General features: G+C 58.8%; 21 protein-coding genes. 5 read left to right on the top strand and 16 right to left on the bottom strand.

What is annotated here, in order from left to right; genetic code table 11:
- Positions 1–184: 184 nt before the first annotated feature.
- From XMD517_RS08945 to XMD517_RS08925, 5 genes are all read right to left on the bottom strand, one after another.
- Positions 185–826 (bottom strand): queuosine precursor transporter, encoded by a 642-nt coding sequence (locus XMD517_RS08945; protein WP_173485977.1) that lies wholly within the window; start codon positions 824–826, stop codon positions 185–187.
- Between the two features lie 155 nt (positions 827–981).
- Positions 982–1848, bottom strand: coding sequence for an esterase-like activity of phytase family protein (locus XMD517_RS08940; RefSeq protein WP_254449668.1), 867 nt, complete (start codon positions 1846–1848; stop codon positions 982–984).
- Positions 1849–1856: 8 nt separating this feature from the next.
- A complete protein-coding gene (mepA, locus tag XMD517_RS08935; RefSeq protein WP_173486341.1) occupies positions 1857–2735 on the bottom strand; it encodes a penicillin-insensitive murein endopeptidase in 879 nt (292 codons plus the stop codon).
- A 10-nt stretch (positions 2736–2745) separates the two neighbouring features.
- Complete coding sequence (locus XMD517_RS08930) at positions 2746–4077, bottom strand: MFS transporter (protein ID WP_173485975.1); 1332 nt, start codon at positions 4075–4077, stop codon at positions 2746–2748.
- An 88-nt stretch (positions 4078–4165) separates the two neighbouring features.
- Positions 4166–4741 (bottom strand): acyl-CoA thioesterase, encoded by a 576-nt coding sequence (locus tag XMD517_RS08925; RefSeq protein WP_173485974.1) that lies wholly within the window; start codon positions 4739–4741, stop codon positions 4166–4168.
- Positions 4742–4864: 123 nt separating this feature from the next.
- On the opposite strand from XMD517_RS08925, the gene XMD517_RS08920 reads away from it, so the two are divergent.
- The 3 genes from XMD517_RS08920 (at position 4865) to yaaA (ending at position 8036) form a co-directional block, all read left to right on the top strand.
- On the top strand, positions 4865–5152 hold the full coding sequence (locus XMD517_RS08920) for a YggT family protein (RefSeq protein WP_173485973.1): 288 nt from the start codon (positions 4865–4867) through the stop codon (positions 5150–5152).
- Positions 5153–5229: 77 nt separating this feature from the next.
- Positions 5230–7272, top strand: a complete 2043-nt coding sequence (gene recQ / locus XMD517_RS08915; RefSeq protein ID WP_173485972.1) for a DNA helicase RecQ — start codon at positions 5230–5232, stop codon at positions 7270–7272.
- Positions 7272–8036 carry a peroxide stress protein YaaA gene (gene yaaA, locus XMD517_RS08910; protein ID WP_173485971.1) on the top strand — a complete coding sequence of 255 codons (765 nt, stop codon included), beginning with the start codon at positions 7272–7274 and terminating at the stop codon, positions 8034–8036. The genes recQ and yaaA overlap by 1 nt, the downstream gene beginning before the upstream one ends.
- Before the next feature lie 8 nt (positions 8037–8044).
- On the opposite strand, the gene XMD517_RS08905 is transcribed toward yaaA, so the two are convergent.
- Both XMD517_RS08905 and XMD517_RS08900 read right to left on the bottom strand, forming a co-directional pair.
- A complete protein-coding gene (locus XMD517_RS08905) occupies positions 8045–10495 on the bottom strand; it encodes an ATP-binding protein (RefSeq protein ID WP_173485970.1) in 2451 nt (816 codons plus the stop codon).
- A gap of 204 nt (positions 10496–10699) precedes the next feature.
- Positions 10700–11434 (bottom strand): DUF1013 domain-containing protein, encoded by a 735-nt coding sequence (locus tag XMD517_RS08900; RefSeq protein WP_173485969.1) that lies wholly within the window; start codon positions 11432–11434, stop codon positions 10700–10702.
- Between the two features lie 152 nt (positions 11435–11586).
- Between XMD517_RS08900 and XMD517_RS08895 the strand changes: the two genes are divergently transcribed.
- The gene (locus tag XMD517_RS08895; protein ID WP_173485968.1) at positions 11587–12228 is read left to right on the top strand and encodes a ribonuclease T2; all 642 of its coding nucleotides are present in this window, start codon (positions 11587–11589) and stop codon (positions 12226–12228) included.
- Between the two features lie 84 nt (positions 12229–12312).
- Here XMD517_RS08895 and XMD517_RS08890 read toward each other — a convergent pair whose 3' ends face one another.
- The 3 genes from XMD517_RS08890 to XMD517_RS08880 are packed head-to-tail and all read right to left on the bottom strand — an operon-like array spanning position 12313 to position 14534.
- A complete protein-coding gene (locus XMD517_RS08890) occupies positions 12313–12852 on the bottom strand; it encodes a hypothetical protein (RefSeq protein WP_173485967.1) in 540 nt (179 codons plus the stop codon).
- Between the two features lie 5 nt (positions 12853–12857).
- Entirely contained in the window at positions 12858–13838 is a 981-nt protein-coding gene (locus XMD517_RS08885) for an NAD(P)H-quinone oxidoreductase (protein ID WP_173485966.1), read from the bottom strand.
- Positions 13839–14534 carry a COQ9 family protein gene (locus XMD517_RS08880; RefSeq protein ID WP_173485965.1) on the bottom strand — a complete coding sequence of 232 codons (696 nt, stop codon included), beginning with the start codon at positions 14532–14534 and terminating at the stop codon, positions 13839–13841.
- Positions 14535–14721: 187 nt separating this feature from the next.
- Between XMD517_RS08880 and rpsU the strand changes: the two genes are divergently transcribed.
- Complete coding sequence (gene rpsU / locus XMD517_RS08875; protein WP_018302784.1) at positions 14722–14928, top strand: 30S ribosomal protein S21; 207 nt, start codon at positions 14722–14724, stop codon at positions 14926–14928.
- 103 nt (positions 14929–15031) lie between these two features.
- On the opposite strand, the gene XMD517_RS08870 is transcribed toward rpsU, so the two are convergent.
- The 6 genes from XMD517_RS08870 to XMD517_RS08845 all read right to left on the bottom strand — a co-directional run bounded on the left by XMD517_RS08870 (position 15032) and on the right by XMD517_RS08845 (position 20047).
- Positions 15032–16354: an MFS transporter gene (locus XMD517_RS08870; protein ID WP_173485964.1), complete on the bottom strand. Its 1323-nt coding sequence runs from the start codon at positions 16352–16354 to the stop codon at positions 15032–15034.
- 70 nt (positions 16355–16424) lie between these two features.
- Positions 16425–16682 carry a metal-sensing transcriptional repressor gene (locus XMD517_RS08865; protein ID WP_173485963.1) on the bottom strand — a complete coding sequence of 86 codons (258 nt, stop codon included), beginning with the start codon at positions 16680–16682 and terminating at the stop codon, positions 16425–16427.
- A gap of 73 nt (positions 16683–16755) precedes the next feature.
- Positions 16756–17685, bottom strand: coding sequence for an alpha/beta hydrolase (locus XMD517_RS08860; RefSeq protein ID WP_173485962.1), 930 nt, complete (start codon positions 17683–17685; stop codon positions 16756–16758).
- Positions 17682–18485, bottom strand: coding sequence for a phytanoyl-CoA dioxygenase family protein (locus XMD517_RS08855; RefSeq protein WP_173485961.1), 804 nt, complete (start codon positions 18483–18485; stop codon positions 17682–17684). The genes XMD517_RS08860 and XMD517_RS08855 overlap by 4 nt, the downstream gene beginning before the upstream one ends.
- Before the next feature lie 6 nt (positions 18486–18491).
- Positions 18492–19418, bottom strand: a complete 927-nt coding sequence (locus XMD517_RS08850; protein WP_217360448.1) for an ornithine cyclodeaminase family protein — start codon at positions 19416–19418, stop codon at positions 18492–18494.
- Positions 19415–20047: an HAD family phosphatase gene (locus XMD517_RS08845; protein ID WP_254449669.1), complete on the bottom strand. Its 633-nt coding sequence runs from the start codon at positions 20045–20047 to the stop codon at positions 19415–19417. The genes XMD517_RS08850 and XMD517_RS08845 overlap by 4 nt, the downstream gene beginning before the upstream one ends.
- Positions 20048–20065: the final 18 nt, after the last annotated feature.

The raw sequence follows: 20065 nt of genomic DNA, 5'->3' as shown, positions 1-20065 counted from the left end.
CGGGCCTCAATCTGAAAACTGCCCGCCAACTTTGGCCCACGTGACCTTCCGAGGCTGCTCGGAAGGCGCGTGACCTAAACTGTCCCGGCACCTCGCTCCTTTGCATCTCTCGACATGGACACCTCCTTTCTCAATGTTAGCGATAATAGGATGGTGCCACATATTTGGTATTTGTCAAAACTTTTTACGCAACACTTGGTGAAAGTTTCGTGACAATGACCCGGAATGGGATCAACGCAACGAGAGCAAGCGTCAATTTTACAAGCCAGTCGGCAACGGCAAGTGAGACCCAAAGCGGCATTTTCAGACCAAATGTCAGGAAGGGGGCAGGGTCCCAGGCCCAGTTGATGGCGGCATCGGCGTCGGCTCCAAAAAAGGTGATCGAGGCCGAAAATGCGATGGTGAAAAATAACACTGTGTCAACCACCGATCCCACAAGGGTCGACGCCAGTGGCGCGCGCCACCATTTGCCGTCGCGCAGGCTGTTGAATACGGCAACGTCCAGCAGCTGGGCGGTCAGGAATCCGACCCCCGATGCCACAGCAACGCGCAGCGGGACCGCGGCATATTCAAACCCCTCGCCCTGCAACATGATCTGACTGCCGATCAGCGAACAGATCACGCCAACCACAAAGCCAGCGAACACAACTTTGCGGGCCGGTCCCGCGCCATAGACACGGTTCATCACGTCGGTCACCAGGAAGGCAAGCGGGTAGGTAAAGGCCCCCCAGGTGAGCAGCCCGTCAAGCAGGAGGAATTGAACAAGGATATTTGAGGCCACCACAACAGCGGCCATGGCGATTACGCCAGGTAGGATTCTGGTCATGTTTTTGATCCGTTTTATCAAGGTAGCGGCGACTCGGCCTCTGGGAAGGTGCCTCTTGCATTGCCCCAAAAGCGGGCTGGACATACCGCTCGATTGTCAACAATTCAAGCCCCAATTTCCAAATAACGAAGCCCTTACGTCAGGGCAGCGCATGATCATGGGGCGTTGGGCACCACGTATTCCACGATCTCGCTCACCTGGAAAAACTGGAAATTGTCATCCGAGATCATGGTGAGCCGGATCTGCTCCTGATCATCGCGCCACACGGCAATGCCTTCCAGATTGTCATGCACCCCCAGGCCAGAGCGCAGCAGCTCCACCTCGTTCCGCGGACCCGCAGGTCCCAGATCAAACCGGCGCACCCGGCTGGTAAACCCAAGGATGCCGGCAAGGTGGCGTTCCAGCAGGTAGAGCCTGCCATCCGGGCCAATATCGGCCCCGACCGGCAGATACGGACCGCGACGCGGGATGCTGAACCGTTTCAGCCATTGGTCGGCGCCACGTCGGAGCTCGTAGACCGGAAAGTTTTCGGTGTCTCCGCTGCGCTCGGGCAACATGAAAAGCGTGCCTTGCGGGTCCACCGCGATCGCCTCAAAGGAGGAATTGACCTGCATCTTGTCAAAATCGGGGTGTTTCGGAAGGTTTCGGGACGGTTGCCCCAGCGTGGCATACGTCTGCACCCGATGCTTGGCCTCGAAGCTGACATAATTCTGTCCGTCCTCGGCAATTGCCAGCCCTTCGCTGTCATTGAAAAATCGGGGGAGGGGATTGCCCTTGTCGGTCCGTAACCCTTCCGGGGCGGTCTGGCTTATGCCGGTGATCCGACCGTTTTCATTGCGACGGATCTGTCCCTTGATGAAAAAGCCCCGGTCGGTGATTGCGGTGAAGCTGAGACCGTCTTTGCCGAGTTCCAACCCGGAGAACCCACCAAAATTTGGCCCCTCACCACGCATGCGGAAGGACTGCAGATAAGATGCCTTGCCCGCTGTCTGCGCTTCTCCGAACGCGGTGAGCAGGATCAAGAAAGCCGCTATTGTGAAGACAAGACCGCGCCGCATTGTGCTGGAAGATCCGAAAGAGTGAGGGGGCCACGCGGCTTGCGTGGTTTCGAAGGTTTAGGGGGCGGGGGAGGTGGATAAAGAATGTCCTGCACCCATTTTTCGGCATCCTTGCAGCCATCCCCCTTGGGAGGCGGGGCCTGATTTTCGCAGCCGCGCGCGCCCTTCGGGCATTTCAACCGCACGTGAAAATGATAGTGATGCCCCCACCAGGGCCGGATCTTGCGAAGCCACGCCCGGTTGCCTTTTTCATCTTTGCACATCTGCACCTTGGCGCCGGGGAAGACAAAGATCCGCGCCACGCGAGGGTCCTGGGCGGCGGCCTTGAGGATATTGTGGTGCTGGCGTGTCCAGCTGCCATTCACATAGGCCCCCTTGGCCCGACGCATTGAGATTGAGGAGATTTTTTCGCGGGCGGCCACGCTCAGGTTCAGCCGGGTGGGGGGGAGCATCCAGATATCGGCATCCAGCCCGATCTGGTGGGACCGGTGCCCCGATAGCATCGGTCCGCCACGCGGCTGGCTCATGTCGCCAATGTAAAGCCCTTTCCAGCCCGTCTGGCGGGCGGCCTTTCGGGACAGGTCCTGAACAAAATCCACAAGCTCGGGATGGCCCCAGTTTCGGTTGCGCGACAAGCGCATGGCCTGCCATGTCGGACCGGTCTGCGGCAATTGCACTGCGCCCGCCACACAGCCCTTGGCATAGGAGCCGTAAGACGCCGCACGTTGGGCGGATCCTGCCTGGGCCTTGCCAAAAAGTTCTTTTGCGGGGCGCTCTGCCTGTGCCGGGCTGCTGAGGGTGGCCAGCAGGCCCAGAACAATCGCCGGCAGGGACAGGAAGTGTTTGCTCATGATCAGGGCCTCATTCATGCTCGCCATCAGGTTTAACCCAGACCAGCAGGAAAAGTCCCAGCATGAACAGGGCGATCAGCGGGGTTACGCCGAGTTGCTGGCTGCCGGTCAGGGCGGTGACAACCCCGATCGAAAAGGGGGCAATGAAGCTGGTGGCCTTGCCTGCGAGTGCATAAAGGCCAAACGCTTCGGTCATGCGTTCGGGGTTGGCCTGACGCACCATCATGGTGCGGCTGGCTGATTGAAGGGCCCCTCCGGCTGCGCCGATCACCGCACCGATGATGTAAAAGGCGATATCAGGTGCTGCGCTGTTTGCCCCCACCACCATACCGAACACCTGTTCGCGCGAGATGAAAACCACGCTGACGGCCACCGCCGTCAGGGCGAGGATACAGAACCGGATCACGGGTTTGGGGCCGAACCGGTGATCTGCTTTTCCGCCAAGCCAGGCAAATACCGCGCCGGTGATGATGGCCACGATGCCGAAAATGCCGACATTGACCACGCTCCATTCCAGAACTCCCGCCGCATAGATCCCGCCAAAAGTATACATGCCGTTCAGCGCATCGCGGTAGAACATCGAGCTGCCGAGATAGGCAAACAGGCTTTGTGATTTGGGCAGCCTGCGCAGGGTTTGGCCAAGATCCAGTATGGCGTGTTTGATCATCTGCGGGTTGGGGTTGGTGTGTTTCGGGTCGCGCACCCACAGGAAAAACGGCACCATGAACAGGGCATACCAGATGGCGGTCAGCGGCCCGACAAAGCGGGTGCCTTCGCGTTGATCCGGGTCGAACCCCAGCAGCGGCTCAATCCCGATCAGCGTGCGCCCCTCGGGGTTTTCCGCAAACAGCGTCAGCATGATCACAAGCGACAGCAGTCCGCCGATATACCCGAATGCCCAGCCATTTCCGGAAATCCGTCCGATCTCTTCGCGGGTGCCAAGGTCGGGCAGCATCGAGTTGGTGAAGATCGTGGCGAACTCCATGCCAATGAGGCCAATGGCGAAACTGGCAAAAATCCAGGTCAGATTCTCCATGCCGGGGACCGCAAACCAGATGCCAGCCGCACCGATCACATACATGATCGAAAACAGCCAGATCCAGCGCAGCCGATTGCCGGATGTGTCGGCAATGGCACCCAGCACGGGGGCCAGCAATGCGATGCAGACACCGGCGAGGGCGACGGTGAACCCCCAGGTTGCCTGGGCTTCGGCACCGTCACCGATCAGGGATTTCACGTATGGCCCGAAGACAAATGTCAGGATCAGCGTATTGTAAGGCTGGCTGGCCCAGTCAAACCAGAACCAGCCCCAGATACGCTTGCGCGCCGAAATCTCTGCCATGGTGTTGTCCCTGCTGCCCGGTGATATTGCTGTTTATGAAATGGATCAAACAGGGTTTGTCGGGACAGGGCAAGGTGGCCCGTGCGCTTTACGCCACGTTGGCGGCTGAATTTTCCGCCTGCGCTTCATGTGGGGGCTGTTCCGGGGGCCATGGCCGCATTGCATCCGCGTCGATCCAGGCCTGCACCCAGGAGGGCAGTTGCGGTGGCCTGTCCACATGTCCCAACGCCTCGCGCACACGATCTGTCGAAACGATCCCGTTCCGATCAGTTACCGCAGAGCGATAGACAATCTGGTTGGCGCAGTCACCGCCCTTCCACATGCTTTGCTCCACATAGAAAAAGCGGTCATCCCACCCGACAAGGCGTGAATGCATCTCGACCCGTTCAAACATCTTAATCCGTTTGCGATACCGCACGCTGGCCCCCGCCATGGTCAGCCCCCAGCGGTTTTTGAGCAAGACCCGTGTCAGCCCGGTGCGCCCGGCCAAAGGGATGCGGCCCAGATCATACAGGGTCAGCGTGCGTCCGTTGTTCAGCTCGCGCCACAGGTCCAGATCCCAGGGCCAGCAGCGGTGATGGCTCACATGGGTGCCCGTGACCGGCAGGGGGGAGGCGTTGGCATTTTTCGCCAACTCTTTGATCATGCGCAGGAAGGGATACATGGGGAGCTCCGTTTTTGATCTCTTGCCCATCGTGCGAACGCGGCGTCAACCAGGACCGCGCGTCACCCTTGCCCTTTTGATCCCATGACCCTAGATGGGATGAAGACCAAGAAAGGAACACCCATGCTGGCCCTGATCCAAACGCTGCTGTTTGTCATTCAAATCGCCTGGTATATCGTGATCGCCCATGTGGTGATGTCCTGGCTGATCAATTTCCAGGTGCTCAACCTGCGCCAACAATTGGTGGCCCAGATCTGGTACGGGCTGGAGCGTCTGCTGGGGCCGGTCTATGCCAAGATCCGCAGCTTTCTGCCGGCAACCGGTGGGTTGGATCTGTCCCCGCTGGTGGTGATCATCGGTCTTTACGCCGCGCAACGCCTCTTGGTGAATGCGGCGATGGGGATCTACTGAACAACGCCCTAACCCCCCTTGTTCTGAACGCCGGGGTATGAGACTCTGCCCGTCATAAGAAACGAGCAGCTGCCCATATGCCCCGTGATCTGGACCTTTTGAAATCCGTCTTCGGATTTGATGGCTTTCGGCCTGGTCAGGCCGAGATTGTGGACGCCGTGGTTGCGGGGGAAAATACACTCGCCATCATGCCCACAGGCGGCGGAAAGTCCCTTTGTTTTCAACTTCCTGCCCTGGTTCGTGAGGGGGTGACGGTGGTGATTTCACCCCTGATTGCCCTGATGCGCGATCAGGTGCGCGCGCTGCAGGCGGCGGGGGTTGAGGCCGGGGCGCTTACCTCTGGCAATACTGAGGAAGAAAATGACGCCGTGTTTGCGGCGCTGTCCGATGGGCGGCTGAAACTTCTTTACATGGCGCCGGAGCGGCTGGCCTCTGGCGGCACCGTGAACCTGCTGCGACGTGCGGGAACCACGCTGATTGCGGTGGATGAGGCCCATTGTGTCAGTCAGTGGGGGCATGATTTCCGCCCGGATTACCTGCGTATTGGTGAACTCAGGCGCACACTGGATGTCCCGCTTGCCGCGTTCACCGCAACCGCGGATCAGGAAACCCGTGACGAGATTGTGCAAAAGCTGTTTGACGGCGATCCGCCGCGCAGCTTCCTGCACGGGTTTGATCGCCCCAATATCCATCTTGCCTTTGCCGCGAAGGACAATCCGCGCAAGCAAATCCTTGATTTCGCCGATGCCCGCCGCGGACGGTCCGGCATTGTCTATTCCGGCACACGTGCTCGCACCGAAACTCTGGCAGGGGCTTTGCGGGATGCGGGGCATAGTGCCATCCACTATCATGGTGGGATGGAGGCCGACGACCGGCGAGAGGTCGAACGTCGCTTCCAACAGGAAGACGGGCTGATTGTGGTTGCCACGATTGCGTTCGGAATGGGAATTGATAAACCGGATATTCGTTGGGTGGCACATTCCGATCTGCCCAAATCCATCGAAGCATATTACCAGGAAATCGGCCGGGCGGGCCGGGACGGGGCCCCTGCCGAAACCCTTACCCTTTTTGGTCCCGATGACATCCGCCTGCGTCGGAGCCAGATTGACGAGGGCCTGGCCTCGCCCGAACGCCGGGGGGCGGATCACGGGCGGCTCAATGCGCTTTTGGGGTTGGCCGAAGCCCATGGTTGCCGCCGCCAGCAACTGCTTGCCTATTTTGGGGAAACCTCCGAGCCCTGTGGCAATTGTGACCTCTGTGAACGTCCACCCGAACTGTTTGATGGCACGGTAGACGTGATGAAGGCGCTTTCTGCCGCGCTGCGCACTGACGAAAGCTACGGGTCCGGGCATCTGATCGACATTCTCCGCGGAAATGCCACTGAACGGGTGCGCGAACGGGGGCATGACAATCTGCCCACATTCGGCGTGGGGCGTGAACATGACAAACGGCTGTGGCAGGCCATTTTCCGACAGATGCTTGGGTTGGATCTGGTGCGACCGGATCCGGCGCGCCATGGGGCGTTGCGCATCACGCCCAAGGCGCATCCGGTGCTGCGCGGGGAAGAGCAGGTCCACCTGCGCCGGGATATGCTCAAGCCCTCCCGTCGTCCGGCTGCAAAGATGATGGTGTCCGAAGAGGACGCGCCGCTTCTGTCTGCCCTGAAGGCCAAGCGCCGCGCTTTGGCCGAGGCCGCCCGCGTGCCGGCCTACGTGGTCTTCACCGACCGCACCTTGATTGAAATGGCTGAGAAACGTCCGGGAAATCTGGATGAGATGGCGCGCATTGGCGGGGTGGGGGCGAAGAAGCTTGAAACCTACGGGGATGCGTTCTTATCAGTCATTGCGAGGGATGCGCCCGAATTGCACCCACAGCGTCGGAAACTTGCCGGCCGAAACGAGGCCGGGCTTTACGATCAGCTGGAAGAGGCCGCCGCCCGGTTGTTGCGGGGCGAAGATGGCTGCGGCAAATACATGACCCTGACCCCGGGCACCCTGCGCCAGATTGCCGAGCGCAGACCCGGAACCCTTGCGGATCTTGCGCGGGTGCGGGGGATGAATGAGACCAAGGTGGAACGGTTCGGGCCGGTGTTTTTGGAAATTTTGATGGAGAATGCGTGATGCTGGTTGTGGTGTCTCCCGCGAAACGTCTGGATGAAACAGACCCTAAGGCTCAAGGTGGCAGCATGCCGCTCTATCTGGACCAGGCCAGCGAGCTTGCCCGCACGGCTGGCGCATTGACGGCGCAGGACCTTGAAAAACTCATGCATATTTCCCCCAAACTCGGCGCGCTCAATGCGCAGCGATTTGCCGATTTCGGCTCGGGCCAGGGGGAGAAACAGGCGCTGGAAATGTTTGCGGGTGACACCTATGCAGGGTTGGATGCGCCCAGTCTGGGAGAGGATGCGCGCCGTTATGCGCAGGATCACCTGTGCATCCTGTCCGGCCTTTACGGACTTTTGCGCCCCGAAGACCTGATTGCGCCACACCGCTTGGAAATGGGATCTCGGTTGAAAAATGCGCGGGGCAAGAACCTGTATGAGTTCTGGGGAGACCGCATCGCTGAGGCGATCAATGCACGGGCCGAGCAAACCTGCTCCTCTGTCTTGGTGAATTGTGCCTCGGTGGAGTATTTTTCAGCGGCAAACCGGGATATCCTGATCCCCCGGGTGATCACACCAAGCTTTTATGAAATGAAAAATGGCACGCCGAAAATTGTGTCCTTCTATGCCAAGAAAGCACGTGGGGCGATGGCGCGATATGTGATGGAAAACCGGCTGACAGACCCCAAGGATCTTAAGGGGTTTGATCTGGGTGGCTATCAATATCACCCTGAAATGAGTGACGGTGACAGCCTGGCATTTCTGCGTGATGCCGAGGGTTGAGCAGGGGGTTAATCCTCAAGAAGCGGTGGGCGGGCGTTGATGGGGCAATTGTCCCGGATCTCACCAATGATCAGGGGTTTCTTCAGGGGTTTGGTCAGGTGTTTGTCCAATCCGTGACGCAAGATCTCCTCGGCATCTCCCGCCATTGCGTGGGCGGTCAACGCGACGACGCGGGTATGCGGTAACCCTTGTTCGGCTTCGAGTTCGCGAATGCAGCGCGTGGCCTGTTTCCCGTCCATTTCCGGCATTGAAATATCCATGAACACGAGGTCAGGCTGAAAAGATTGAAAAAGCTCCAGGGCTTCGCGGCCATTATTGGCAAATTTCAGATCAATATCGAGCGGCTTGACCAGTTTGGAAAATACCAACCGGTTGGTCCGGTTGTCTTCAGCAGCGAGCACCCGCATCTGGCGCAAGTCTTGGGTCGCCGCAGCGGGGGGCAGCGGGCAAGATTGTGAGGGGTCCTGTGAAGCGGTCTGGTCGTTCTGGATCAGAGAGGGTGTTTGCTCGGGCTGTGGTTGGAACCGTGGCAACGGTGCCTGAGGCAGGTGCTGCAGATCCACATGTTCGGGCGGGCGGGGAAAATCGTTTTGAGCAGGCTGATCGTCGCCATGCCCGTCGGAGTGTTCGGTTTCGGTAACAGGGGCAGGAGAAGCCGGGGTCGCCTGCGGGGCGGTGATAAGCTCCGCCACGGCCTCAAGCGTGTCTTGCGCATTTGAGATGGCGGCAGGCTCTGCGGGGACAGATTTGAAGTCGATTTCCTGCAGTGTCTGGAACAGCTCCTGACGCAGGATTGGCATCGACAGGGTGCGGTCAATTCTGCAGTTGGGGGGCATCGGGGCCGCCGCCTGATGGTTTTGACTGTTTACTTGAATAATTCGGACATTTTCCGAAGAGAGGCCGTGCAGCATGGTGGGGGTTGCACGGGCAAGAATCTCTTCCTGAACAAAGAGGACGTGATGGCCGCTCAGTTCCGATGGGAGGGCGTCCGGGCTGGTGATCCGGTGAACCTCCAACCCCATCGCCTGCAGGCTTTTACACAGGGTTGTCTGGTGCAGCCCCGCATCCATCAACAATGTTGCCGTGGTCAAGCCCAGAGGAAGATTGGGGATTTCGACGTCCTGAACAACAGGAAGGGTCATGTGCAAGCCGAAACAGGACCCGCTGCCTTCCTCGCTTTCGACCCAGATTTCCCCATGCATCAGCTCGACAAGTTGCTTGGTGATCGCAAGCCCAAGGCCGGTGCCATCAAAACGCCTGTTGCGCTCGTCTTCGACCTGATTGAACTCACCAAAGATATGGGATTGCATTTCGGCAGGAATACCGATGCCGCTGTCTTCGACGGTGATGTGAATTTTCTGTTTGGCGCCCCCATCGACCGGGACCCCCAGAACGCGGACCTGAACATGCCCTTCCGGGGTGAATTTTACCGCATTGCCAATCAGGTTGGTCAGGATCTGGCCAATGCGCACCGGGTCGCCCGTCAACAAGGTGGGGACAAACAGGTCAAAATCCACCGAGATTTCGAGACCTTTCTCCTGCATGGAGGGCATGAGCAGCGTAACCACATCGTGCAGCTTGGCTTCCAGATCGAAGGGTTCGGTTTTCAGAACCAGCTTGGCGGCTTCGATTTTTGAATAATCCAGCACGTCGTTGATGATGGTCAGCAGGGCTTCGCCAGAATTCTTGATGGTCTGAACATAAAGCTGTTGTTCCTCGTCCAGCTCCCCCTCGGCCAGTAGCTCTGCAATGGCAACCACCCCGTTCATGGGGGTTCTGATTTCGTGGCTCATATTGGCCAGAAAGGCAGACTTGGCGCGGTTTGCAGCTTCGGCCTTGAAACGCGCTTCTTTCAGTTTGGCTTCATATTGGATGGTGTCGGTGATGTTCAGTCCCAGAGAAACCGTATCCCCATCACCAGACCGGCGGTCGACCAGTTTGATATAGGTGCCGTCCCACAAGCGCAGTGTGTGCGGTTCAAGCTTGGGGGCGCGCCAACGGGTCAGCATCATATCGCGCCAGGCCAGGGGTCGCATGGTGCCGATATCGACGATGCCTTCATCCAGAACCGCGTGCAGGATCTCGACATAGGAAATGCCGGGGGCAATACATTCCAACCCGTCAAATGGTTTCAGATAGGCGGAATTGGCGGCAATCATGCATTCATTCTGGTCAAAAACCGCAAAACCGTCTTCGATGGTTTCCAGACTGTCCCACAGGCGCCTCTTGGCAATCACAATCTCTTCCGTGGCGCGTTCCAGATCGGCCTTGACCAACGAGTTTTCGGTGAGCGTTTCCTTCAGGTCCTCGCGCGTTTCGACAATTTCTTCAGACAGATTACGGGCATGAAGGGACAGCTTCCGGTTTGCATCGGACAGCTCGGCCTGTTTCTGGGCCAATAGCCGCTCAGCGGCCATTCTGGCGCGCCGTTCCTGTGCCAGGACATCATCAATCTTCATACCCGCATCTCCGCATTCTGCGTTCCTGTCTGTCTGGCAGAATGGGATGAAGAGGGTGAACAGGGGCTTAACGGAATGAAGAAAATCGTCTGCAAAATGCAATCAATTTTCAGAGGCGGCTTTAGGGGGTGCCGTTTCAGGCACAAATGAAAACCCCGGCGCCGGAGAGGCCGGGCCGGGGTTCGAAATGCGCTTGCGGGGGGATCAGCTGTCGTCTTCGTCCGCATCATCACCCGAAGGCAGATTGAAGAAGCTGTCTGCATCCAGAACTTCCTCTTTCTCTTCCTTGGGTTCATTGGACAGCGTGAATGTCTCCAGCCCTTCGATGGCCGATGGCATTTTCGGCTCTGCATCCATGGCAAGGCTCTGCTCGGTCGAAACCAGCTTGCGGCGCTCGTCATCAGACATTGCGTCTGCCGATTTCGATGCCTTTTGCACGGCGAGGTCCAGCTCAGACTGTTTACACAGGCCAAGCGCCACCGGGTCAATCGGTTCCATGTTCTGGATGTTCCAGTGGGTGCGTTCGCGGATCGACTGGATGGTCGGCTTGGTGGTGCCCACCAGTTTGGCGATCTGACCGTCGCTGAGTTCCGGGTGGAACTTCACCAGCCACAGAATCGAGTTCGGGCGGTCCTGACGCTTTGACAGCGGGGTATAGCGCGGGCCGCGGCGTTTCTCTTCGCCCACGGCTGCGGCGTAGAATTTCAGCTTCAGCTTGTGCAGCGGGTTGGCCTCGGCCTTTTCGATCTCGGACGGGTCAAGCTGGTTGTTGGCAACCGGGTCAAAGCCTTTCACGCCGGTGGCCACATCGCCATCGGCAATGCCCTGAACTTCCAGCTCGTGCAGTCCGCAGAAGTCAGCAATCTGTTTGAAGCTGATGGTGGTGTTGTCCACCAACCAGACGGCGGTGGCTTTTGCCATGATCGGTTTGTTCGACATTGGAACTCTCCTTTGAAAACACGTGGCCCGGATACGACTTTCCCGTGCCCTGGCTGGGCTGTCTGGTCTCACGGGGAGTTTTCCAGACCGGTTCTCGTTGTCGGGGAACTTGCGGTCTATATAAGGGAGAAAGGAAAAAGAGGGAAGAGCAAATGCGTAAGGCGGTTTTGGCAGGGGTGATCTGGGGGCTCTCAGTGCTGGGCCTTTGGGCAGATGGGGAGCCGTCCGGGGACTTCGACTATTACGTTCTGGCGTTAAGCTGGTCCCCAAACTGGTGTGCTGTCGAAGGGGATGCGCGGGGATCCGAGCAATGTGATCCGTCGCGGGATTTAGGCTGGGTCGTGCATGGTTTGTGGCCGCAATATGAAACCGGGTGGCCCAGCTATTGCCGGCACAGCTTTCGCACCCCGTCGCGCGGCATGACCCGTGCGCAGGCGGATATTTTCGGCGATGGAGGGGCGGCCTGGTATCAGTGGAAGAAACACGGCACCTGTGCCGGGCTGGAACCCGCAGATTACTACGACACCGTGCGCCGGGCTTATGAAGCAGTGGAGCGGCCGGAGGTTTTACGCAAATTGGAAAACCCGGTGCGGCTGCCCGCGAAAGTGATCGAGGACGCCTTTTTGCAGGCCAACCCGGACTGGCAGGCCAATATGCTGACCATCACCTGCAAAGGGGATCGCATTCAGGAAGCGCGCCTGTGCCTGACCAAGGATCTTGAACCGCGGGAATGTGGTCGGGACGTGCGGCGGGATTGTTCGCAGACACGTGCGCTTCTGGACCCGATCCGCTGATCTCGCGGGGGGCTCCCGCACCTTTCTTCCCGTAGGTCAGTAGGCTGGGGGATGGCTCCATAAGGCGGTGTGGTGAGAGAGGGGCTATGCTTTAAAGCTTTGCAAGTCTTCATTGGAGAAATACCAATGAGAACAGTCAGCAATGTTGTCATCAAGATAGCCGAAAAACCGCTCAGGTGCCGATAGATCTAGGTAGTATAGGGCCAGCTCATCACCGTGCGAGCCGTCTGCATAAGTTTCGAATATACGACGTTCAAAGTTGGAAATATTGACCGTTACATTCATGAAACGTTGACCAATAAATATTCCGGCATCTTCCTGAGCCGGGAAATCTGTCAATCGTGCGCGCTTGGATGCTGTGTCGCCGGCGAGTTCTGATGGAATGACTGAGTAAAGCCACAGTCTTCCAACTCCATCATCGTCCAATTCGATGCTTGAAAACAACGCGCTGGTACGCCGTTCTGTTAGGGTAATACGGAGAGCACTCTTCCATTGAGCTTCATACTGTTTGAGGTCGAAATGCTTAAAGCAGGAGGAAAAGGTCTCGGATTGGCGCCCAAGTGAAATCTCTCCGGTGCCAGCTACTGCCTTATCTGAGCGATTAAACGAAATTGAGAAGCTCACTCGGTTCACACCTCCAGACAAATTTTCCCGATATGCTGGCTGGTTTCCATGCGTGCATGGGCGGCGTGGGCGTCTGCCAGCGGGAACACCTGATCGAGCACGGGCTTGACGGTGCCCTGGTCCAGAAGCGGCCAAACCTTTTCCAACAATTCCTCGGCGATCTTGGCTTTCGCAAGGTCGGATTGCGGGCGCAGGGTGGAACCGGTCACGGTCAGGCGCTTGGCCATGATCTGCGCGAAATTGATTTCGGCCTTGGGGCCGGACAGGAAGGCAATGTGGACCATACGACCCTCGGTGGCGAGTGCCCGGATGTTGCGGGCGATATAGTCGCCGCCAACCATGTCGAGGATCAGGTTGGCGCCACCTTCCCCTTTCAGCACCTCGACAAAATCCTCGTCGCGGTAGTTGATCGCCCGCTCCGCGCCAAGCTCGGTGCAGACCGCGCATTTCTCATCGCTGCCTGCCGTGGTGAAAACGCGCGCACCAAAATGGCTGGCGAGCTGGATGGCGGTGGTGCCGATGCCGGAGGAGCCGCCATGGACCAGAAATCGTTCGCCCGCCTGCAACCCGCCGCGCATGAAAACATTAGACCATACGGTGAAGTATGTTTCAGGAAGGCAGGCTGCGTCTCGCAGTCCCATCCCCTTAGGCACAGGCAGGGCGTGGGCGGCGGGGGTGGTGACATATTCAGCGTAGCCGCCGCCCGGTAGAAGGGCGCAGACTTTATCACCTATATTCCAGCTTGTTACGCCTTCACCAATGGCTACAACCTCCCCGGATGCTTCCAGGCCGGGCAGCGGTGAGGCGTTGGGGGGCGGGGCGTAATTTCCTGCGCGTTGAATGGCGTCCGGGCGGTTCACGCCTGCAAAGGCCACCTTGATCAGGACCTCACCATACGCTGGCGTAGGGATTGGGGCGTCGATAAGTTTCAACACCTCGGGCCCACCGGGGGTCGAGATTTCCACCGCGCGCATCATGTCGGTCATTCACGTGTCTCCATTCGGGGAAGAGGGCGCCCAGCGGCCCGGATATTTGGGGTTCATGTCTCGGGTGCCGGGGGCCTTGATCGTTTCAAGGATCTTCCCCGGACCGGCCATGAAGGATTTGAACAGCGGGTTCTTGCGCGCCTGCGCCTTCACCTTCTCAAACTGCATCACATTGTCGATGCGCCGATCGAGGAAAGCCCAGGTGGCTGCATCGCCTTCGCTGTGATCCCCCAGCCAAAAGAGCACGGTTGAGGAGTAAACGGCGGAAAGCGTGGCGCGTTTTGTATACCAGTTCACGTCTTGGGAGCTGTCTCCCAGCGTGGCCCAGATTGCATCGCAGGTTTCCCAAAGGGCGGCCGTGCCAACGCCTGCATTCTGGGGCAGCGCAAAAAAGGCCATACCCTTGCGCACCATTTCCTTATCAGCCACCTGAAGCCGGAACTTCACCCCGGCGGCAATGCGGTCGCGAAAGCGCATCTCGTCCAGATTGGCAGCTTCGAGCTTTGCAACCATCTCGGCGTCGCCTGCCTTGTGGTAGGCCAGCGCCAGATCCAGCGCCCCGCGCGGAAACAGCGCCTGCAGCTCGGCGTCAGACACCCCCAATTCGTCCTGCGTCGCCTTCATCGTGGCCTCGGACCAGCCGTCGAAGGGGACGTGGTTGAGGGCGGTGTCAAGGAAGTCTGTTTTACTGATCATGATGTCGATCCGGGCCGGGGAAAATCTTGTTTACTTATACAGGTTCTGGGCGTGGGGGGTAGCATTCAGATTGTCACGTGTTGCCACCTGCAGCGGGTGGTTTATCTGGACACGACTCACTTTCCCTGCTAAAGGGGCCGTTCCTGCAATTCTGCAAACACTAACTTAGAAAGGTGGTGACAACCACATGCAGGTTTCGGTTCGCGATAACAACGTAGACCAGGCGCTTCGTGCGCTGAAGAAGAAACTTCAGCGTGAAGGTGTCTTCCGCGAGATGAAGCTTCGGCAGCATTTCGAGAAGCCCTCCGAGAAGAAAGCCCGTGAGAAAGCGGAAGCTATTCGCCGTCAGCGCAAGCTGGCTCGGAAAAAAGCGCAACGTGAGGGTCTTCTTTAAGATCTGATCGTATTCGGTGGGGGAGTTGTCAATTCCTCGCCACGACGACCCCCGCAGCCTCGCTTCGGGGGTTTGTTGTTTTAAGGGGCCGGTCCAAAGTGTTTTAGCCCCGTGTGGTGGGAAACCGGGGGTGCAGATCATCGATGATAATGGCGTGGGCATGTGGGCCATCGCCGGCCAGATGTGGGTGATCTGGCGGCAGGTCATCATGACGATGCTCAACCGATTGTGACGAGTGCCGGGGCCAAAGTCGCACTGCCATGGCTGCGCCCACCATCCCAAGAGCGGATAATATTAACGCGGCGCCGACAGCGCCCAGATGAGACATCAGCAGACCAGAGAGCGGATAGGCCACCAGCCAGCAGGCGTGGGACAGGGTGAAATGTGCGGCAAACAGCGCGGGCCGGTCCGCGCGATGGGCGGATCGCGACAGGACACGGCCAGAGGGGGTGAGCGTGGCGGAAAACCCAAAGCCGATGGCGCACCAGATCCCGGAGATCAGTACAAAGCTGACCGGCAGGACAAGGCCGATCAGGCCGAACCCGGCAAGGGCTGAGAGGCTTATTCCTGCCCCCGCAAACATCACGGTGCGATCTTCGGTTCCTTTTAACAGCCGAGGCAGGGCAAGGGCCGCCACCATGGAGCCTGCGCCGAAACTTCCCAGCACCAGACCGACCGCGCTGTCACCCAGTCCCAGATCGGATTTCACCAATTGCACCGTGTTGACAAAGACCATGGCCCCGGTTGTCGAACTGACCCAACACAGGGCCAAAAGCCCGCGCAGGCGGGGGGTCTTCAGGTAAAGGCCAATGCCTCGTGTCGTGCGCTCCCAGATCGGGCGGGGTTTGCCGGGGTCCGGCGTGGGCAACAGGACGGAAACAACCAAAAGCGCCGATGCAATGAACCCCAGCGATGTTCCCAGAAACAGCGTGGCAAACCCGGTTAGACCCAACAGGGCCGCCGCCAGAAGCGGGCTGAGCAGGGTTTCCAGATCCATTGCCAAGCGGGAGAGAGAAAGGGCGCGGGTGTAGTCTTCCTCATCTGGCAGCACATCCGGGATGGTGGCCTGAAAGGTCGGGGTGAACCCGGCTGAGGCGGATTGCAGCAGGAAGATCAGCACATAAATCTGCCAGATCTCGGTGACAAACGGCAGGCCTAACACCACCAGCGCACGGAACAGATCCAGCGTGACCAGGACCCGGCGGCGACTGATCCGTTCAGCCAGGGCCGCCGCGACCTGGGCGACCAGCACATAGGCGACCATCTTGATCGTCAAGGCGATGCCCAGCACCATCGCAGCCCGGTCCCCCGCCAGGTCATAGGCCAGCAGGCCAAGGGCCACCGTGGCCAGCCCGGTGCCGGTCAGTGCCACGATCTGGGCACCAAACAAGTGGCGGTAGGTTCGGTTGTTCAGGATGCTGATCATCGATGGGCCCTGGGATCTGTCTGTCGCCTGAAATGGGAAGAGAGGGGATGTGTATCCCGAGGGGTGCCTCTCAGAGATATTTTGTGATTTCCCGGAAATCCTGCATATCCACCGGCATGTCCGGATCCAGGCAATGGTCGATATGATCGTGGATCAACACTTTCTTTGCATTGGTGATGGCCTTTTCAACCGCATGTAATTGCTGGGCAATCTGGGTGCAGCTGGCCTCAGCCTCAAGCATGGAGATGACTTTGGCCAGATGCCCATGCGCACGCTTCAGTCGGGCGGTGATCTGTGGGTGGGACGGGTGGTGATGTTGATCAGTCATGGATGAACCCTATCCCCCGGTGGGGGATAAAGTCAAATGCGCTGCCCGTAGGGAGGAAAGATTACGAAGCGGTTCAAACTTCGCGCAGATGTTCCTGCAAGGCAGAAATCACTTCATCGGGATGCGTGTAAATAAGACCATGCCCGGCGCCTTTGATCTCATATTTATAACAGGCGCGGTTCCATTCGGTCAGTTTGCCCATAGCGGTGAGCGGGATGGGAATGTCTTTCTCGCCCCAGACCGAAATCACCGCAATCGAGGTGGCCGCAATGGCGCGGTGTTCGGCTTCCTGCGTTACGGACAGCATGTTGCGTTCCGATGACAGCACCGCACGGACAGATCCCCGGATCTGGGTTTCCTGTTTTACGCGCGCGGGCAAGTCTGGGATTTGTGCGGCTGCCGCGTCAGGCTTGGCCGCCTGACAGATCACCCAGCTCCCGATGAGCCCCCACAGCCAGTTGCCGAATGCACCCCAGTCCCGGGCGCGGGCCAGCCAAGGCCCGGTGTGATAGATCATGCCTGCCGGGGCAAGCAGCATCAGGCGATCCACCCGGTGGGGATGGCGGGCGGTGAAGGCCGTGGCAATTGCGCCCCCCATCGAATAGCCCAAAAAGGAGATCTCTCCATCAATCCGCAGCGCCTCCAGCAACTCTTCAAGCTGGGTCAGGAAGAAGGCTTCGTCCTGCTTGCCGTTTGGGCGATCGGAATACCCGCGCCCGTAAAGATCATAGGTGAGGATGCGAAAGCCCATTTTGGCAAGTCCCGGGATCACGGCGGAAAACACCCAGCTGGGGGTTGTCAGACCGTGGACCATGAGGATCAGCGGCCCACGCTCCCGCCCGTGCCATTGGTAATGGGTCAGGCCGGAGGGCAGCTCCGCAAAGCCGCCCGGTGCTTTGCGGCGCGCAACGCTGTCCATCACCGTCCGGGCACGTTCCAACACCCAGGGCGCAACTGCCAGATTGGCCAGCATCCATAGAAGAAACAGTGCAAACCAGCTCACGCGTCGTCCCCTTCATGCCACAGCACGGGGAACCAGTCTTCGCGCAGCTTCTGGCCCGAGGTCATGTTGTGGCCGGGGAACGGAGGAGAGGTGCGGCCGGGGCGTTCGACATAACGAGCGTCATCCCCCATCCAGCGCAGGCTGAGCGCACGGCGGCGGGTTGCAGCCGTGTTGCCACGCGCGCCATGAACGGTGCGAAAGTCAAACACCACCGCATCGCCGGGGTCCATCTCCCATTCCAGCACCGTCATGTCACCGGGATTGGCATCCGGGTCCGGCACCGGGATCCACTCCTGCTGGCCTTGGTAAAAATCGCTGTCATCGGCCCAGCTGACCGGGCGCACCATCTTTTCCCATTTGTGGCTGCCCGCGATGAACCGCAACGAGTTCTCGCGCACCGGATCCAGCGGCAGCCAGAAACTCGCCGTCTGTTCCCCTTCGACAAAGTAATAAGGCCCGTCCTGATGCCACGGCGTGGGTTTCGGTGTGCCGGGTTCCTTGACCAGCACATGGTCGTGGAAAAACTGTGCCGAGGCCGACCGCATCAGCCTGGCCGCAATTTCCGCCGCAGGACTGTTGCGCACGATGTCTTCAAACTCCGCAATCCGGGTCCAGTTTACGTAATCGTCGAAAAACCGTCCTTCGGTAACAGCATTTTCAGAGGCATATTCGCCGGGCTCCGCCATATTGCGTTCCACACCGTCGCGCATCACCTCGACCCAGTCGCTCAGCGCACCGGGGATCATGACCACACCATCGCGTTGATAGGCTTCGATCTGCTCTTTTGTAATCGTGACCATCGGATGTTACCTTTCCCGCCAGGCGCTGAGGATATAGCGGCTGGTCATCAGATCGAGATGCGCCCCGCCACCGTTTTTGTAGAAGGTGATGTCGCCGGGCGCGCGGTTAAAGACACCTTTATCCGCATCATAAAGGTCGCCCAAAATATCGTCGCGCGAAATCACGCCACGTGCCAGTGGGTCCTTGAGCTCACCAATATGGTCAAGCACCGTATCGCGGCTGTCCATGAACAGGCGGGCACGGGTCAGCATTTCGTCATCCACCTCGCGCATGTCCGGGCGATAGGCGCCGATCATGTCGATATGCTGGCCGGGGCGGGCCCATTTTCCAAAGTGGATCGGATCTGTGGTCATGGTGGCGGACGTGACAATGTCCGCTTCGGCCCAGCCCTCCTCCAGGTTGGCCACTGCGCGTGTTTTGTCGTGGCCGTCGGCAAAGGCTTTTGCCCCGTCAGGTGAGCGGTTCCAGATCAGGAAATGCGCATCGGGAAACAGGGCGCCATAGGCCTCCCGCAGGCTGTGCCCAACCGTGCCCGCACCGCAGATCAGGATCACCTTACTGTCGGTCCGCGCCAGCAATCTGGCGCCCAAAACGGAATCGCCCGCGGTTTTCCATTTCGTGACAAGGTGGAAGTTGAGCATAGCTTCAAGCGCACCTGTCACATCGTCATAAAGGTTAACCGCACCGTGGATCATCGGTTCGCCACGTGCCGGGTTGCCGGGCATGATATTGGCGGTCTTGACCGCACTTCCCAGCCCGTCAATCCAGGCGGAGCGGGTCAACATCGTGTCCGCATCGCGATACAGAAACGTGTCACCTATCTTGGCTTCGGGAAAGGTATGACCAGCCAGAAGCGCGTCGGTCAATGCGCGCCAGTCCAGCAGGGCATCGGCTTCAAATGGAATGATGTCAGGAGCATTCGGATGGATCAAAGGTCACTCTCCTCAATCATGCCAAGCCGGATCAGGTGATCCGCCCAGGGGCGCGGGCCGTTGAACAGATGGGTCTGCCAGCCACGTTCGGCGGCCGCAGCAATGTTTTCGGCGCGATCATCGGCAAACAGCAACCGTTCGGGGGAAAGACCACAATCCTCTTCAACCATCTGATAGATTTGCGCGCTGGGCTTGGTGACTTTCATGTGACCAGAGATGTAGCGGCGGTCAAAATCCTGCAGGAACTCATAGTCCAGTTCAGATTGGGCAAAGGAGCCGACGCCGAAATTCGACAGGGCAAAGACAGGCACCTGACGGCGTTTCAAAGCGTGCAACGTGGCGACGGAAAGGTCGATCTGCGGGCTGGCCAGTTCACGCCACCGATCATGCCACCAGCGAATTTCCTTTTCAAATTCAGGATATTGTGCGGCAGTTCCATAAATCGTGCCACGGAAATCACCGCCCCGATCCATCAATTCATTCATGAAATGAAGGTCAACCGCGGCAAACATGGCGCGCCGGCGATCTTCTCCGATCCAGCGGTCATAATGCTCTTCTGGCTGCCAGCGAATGAGCACGTTTCCAATGTCGAAAATAACCGCGTCCGGTCGCAAATCACTTTGTGTCATGATGGGACTTTAGCCAAG

The organism is Aliiroseovarius sp. xm-d-517 (assembly GCF_013283135.1).
Lineage (GTDB): Bacteria > Pseudomonadota > Alphaproteobacteria > Rhodobacterales > Rhodobacteraceae > Aliiroseovarius > Aliiroseovarius crassostreae.
This window is presented reverse-complemented; position numbering and strand designations above follow the sequence as displayed.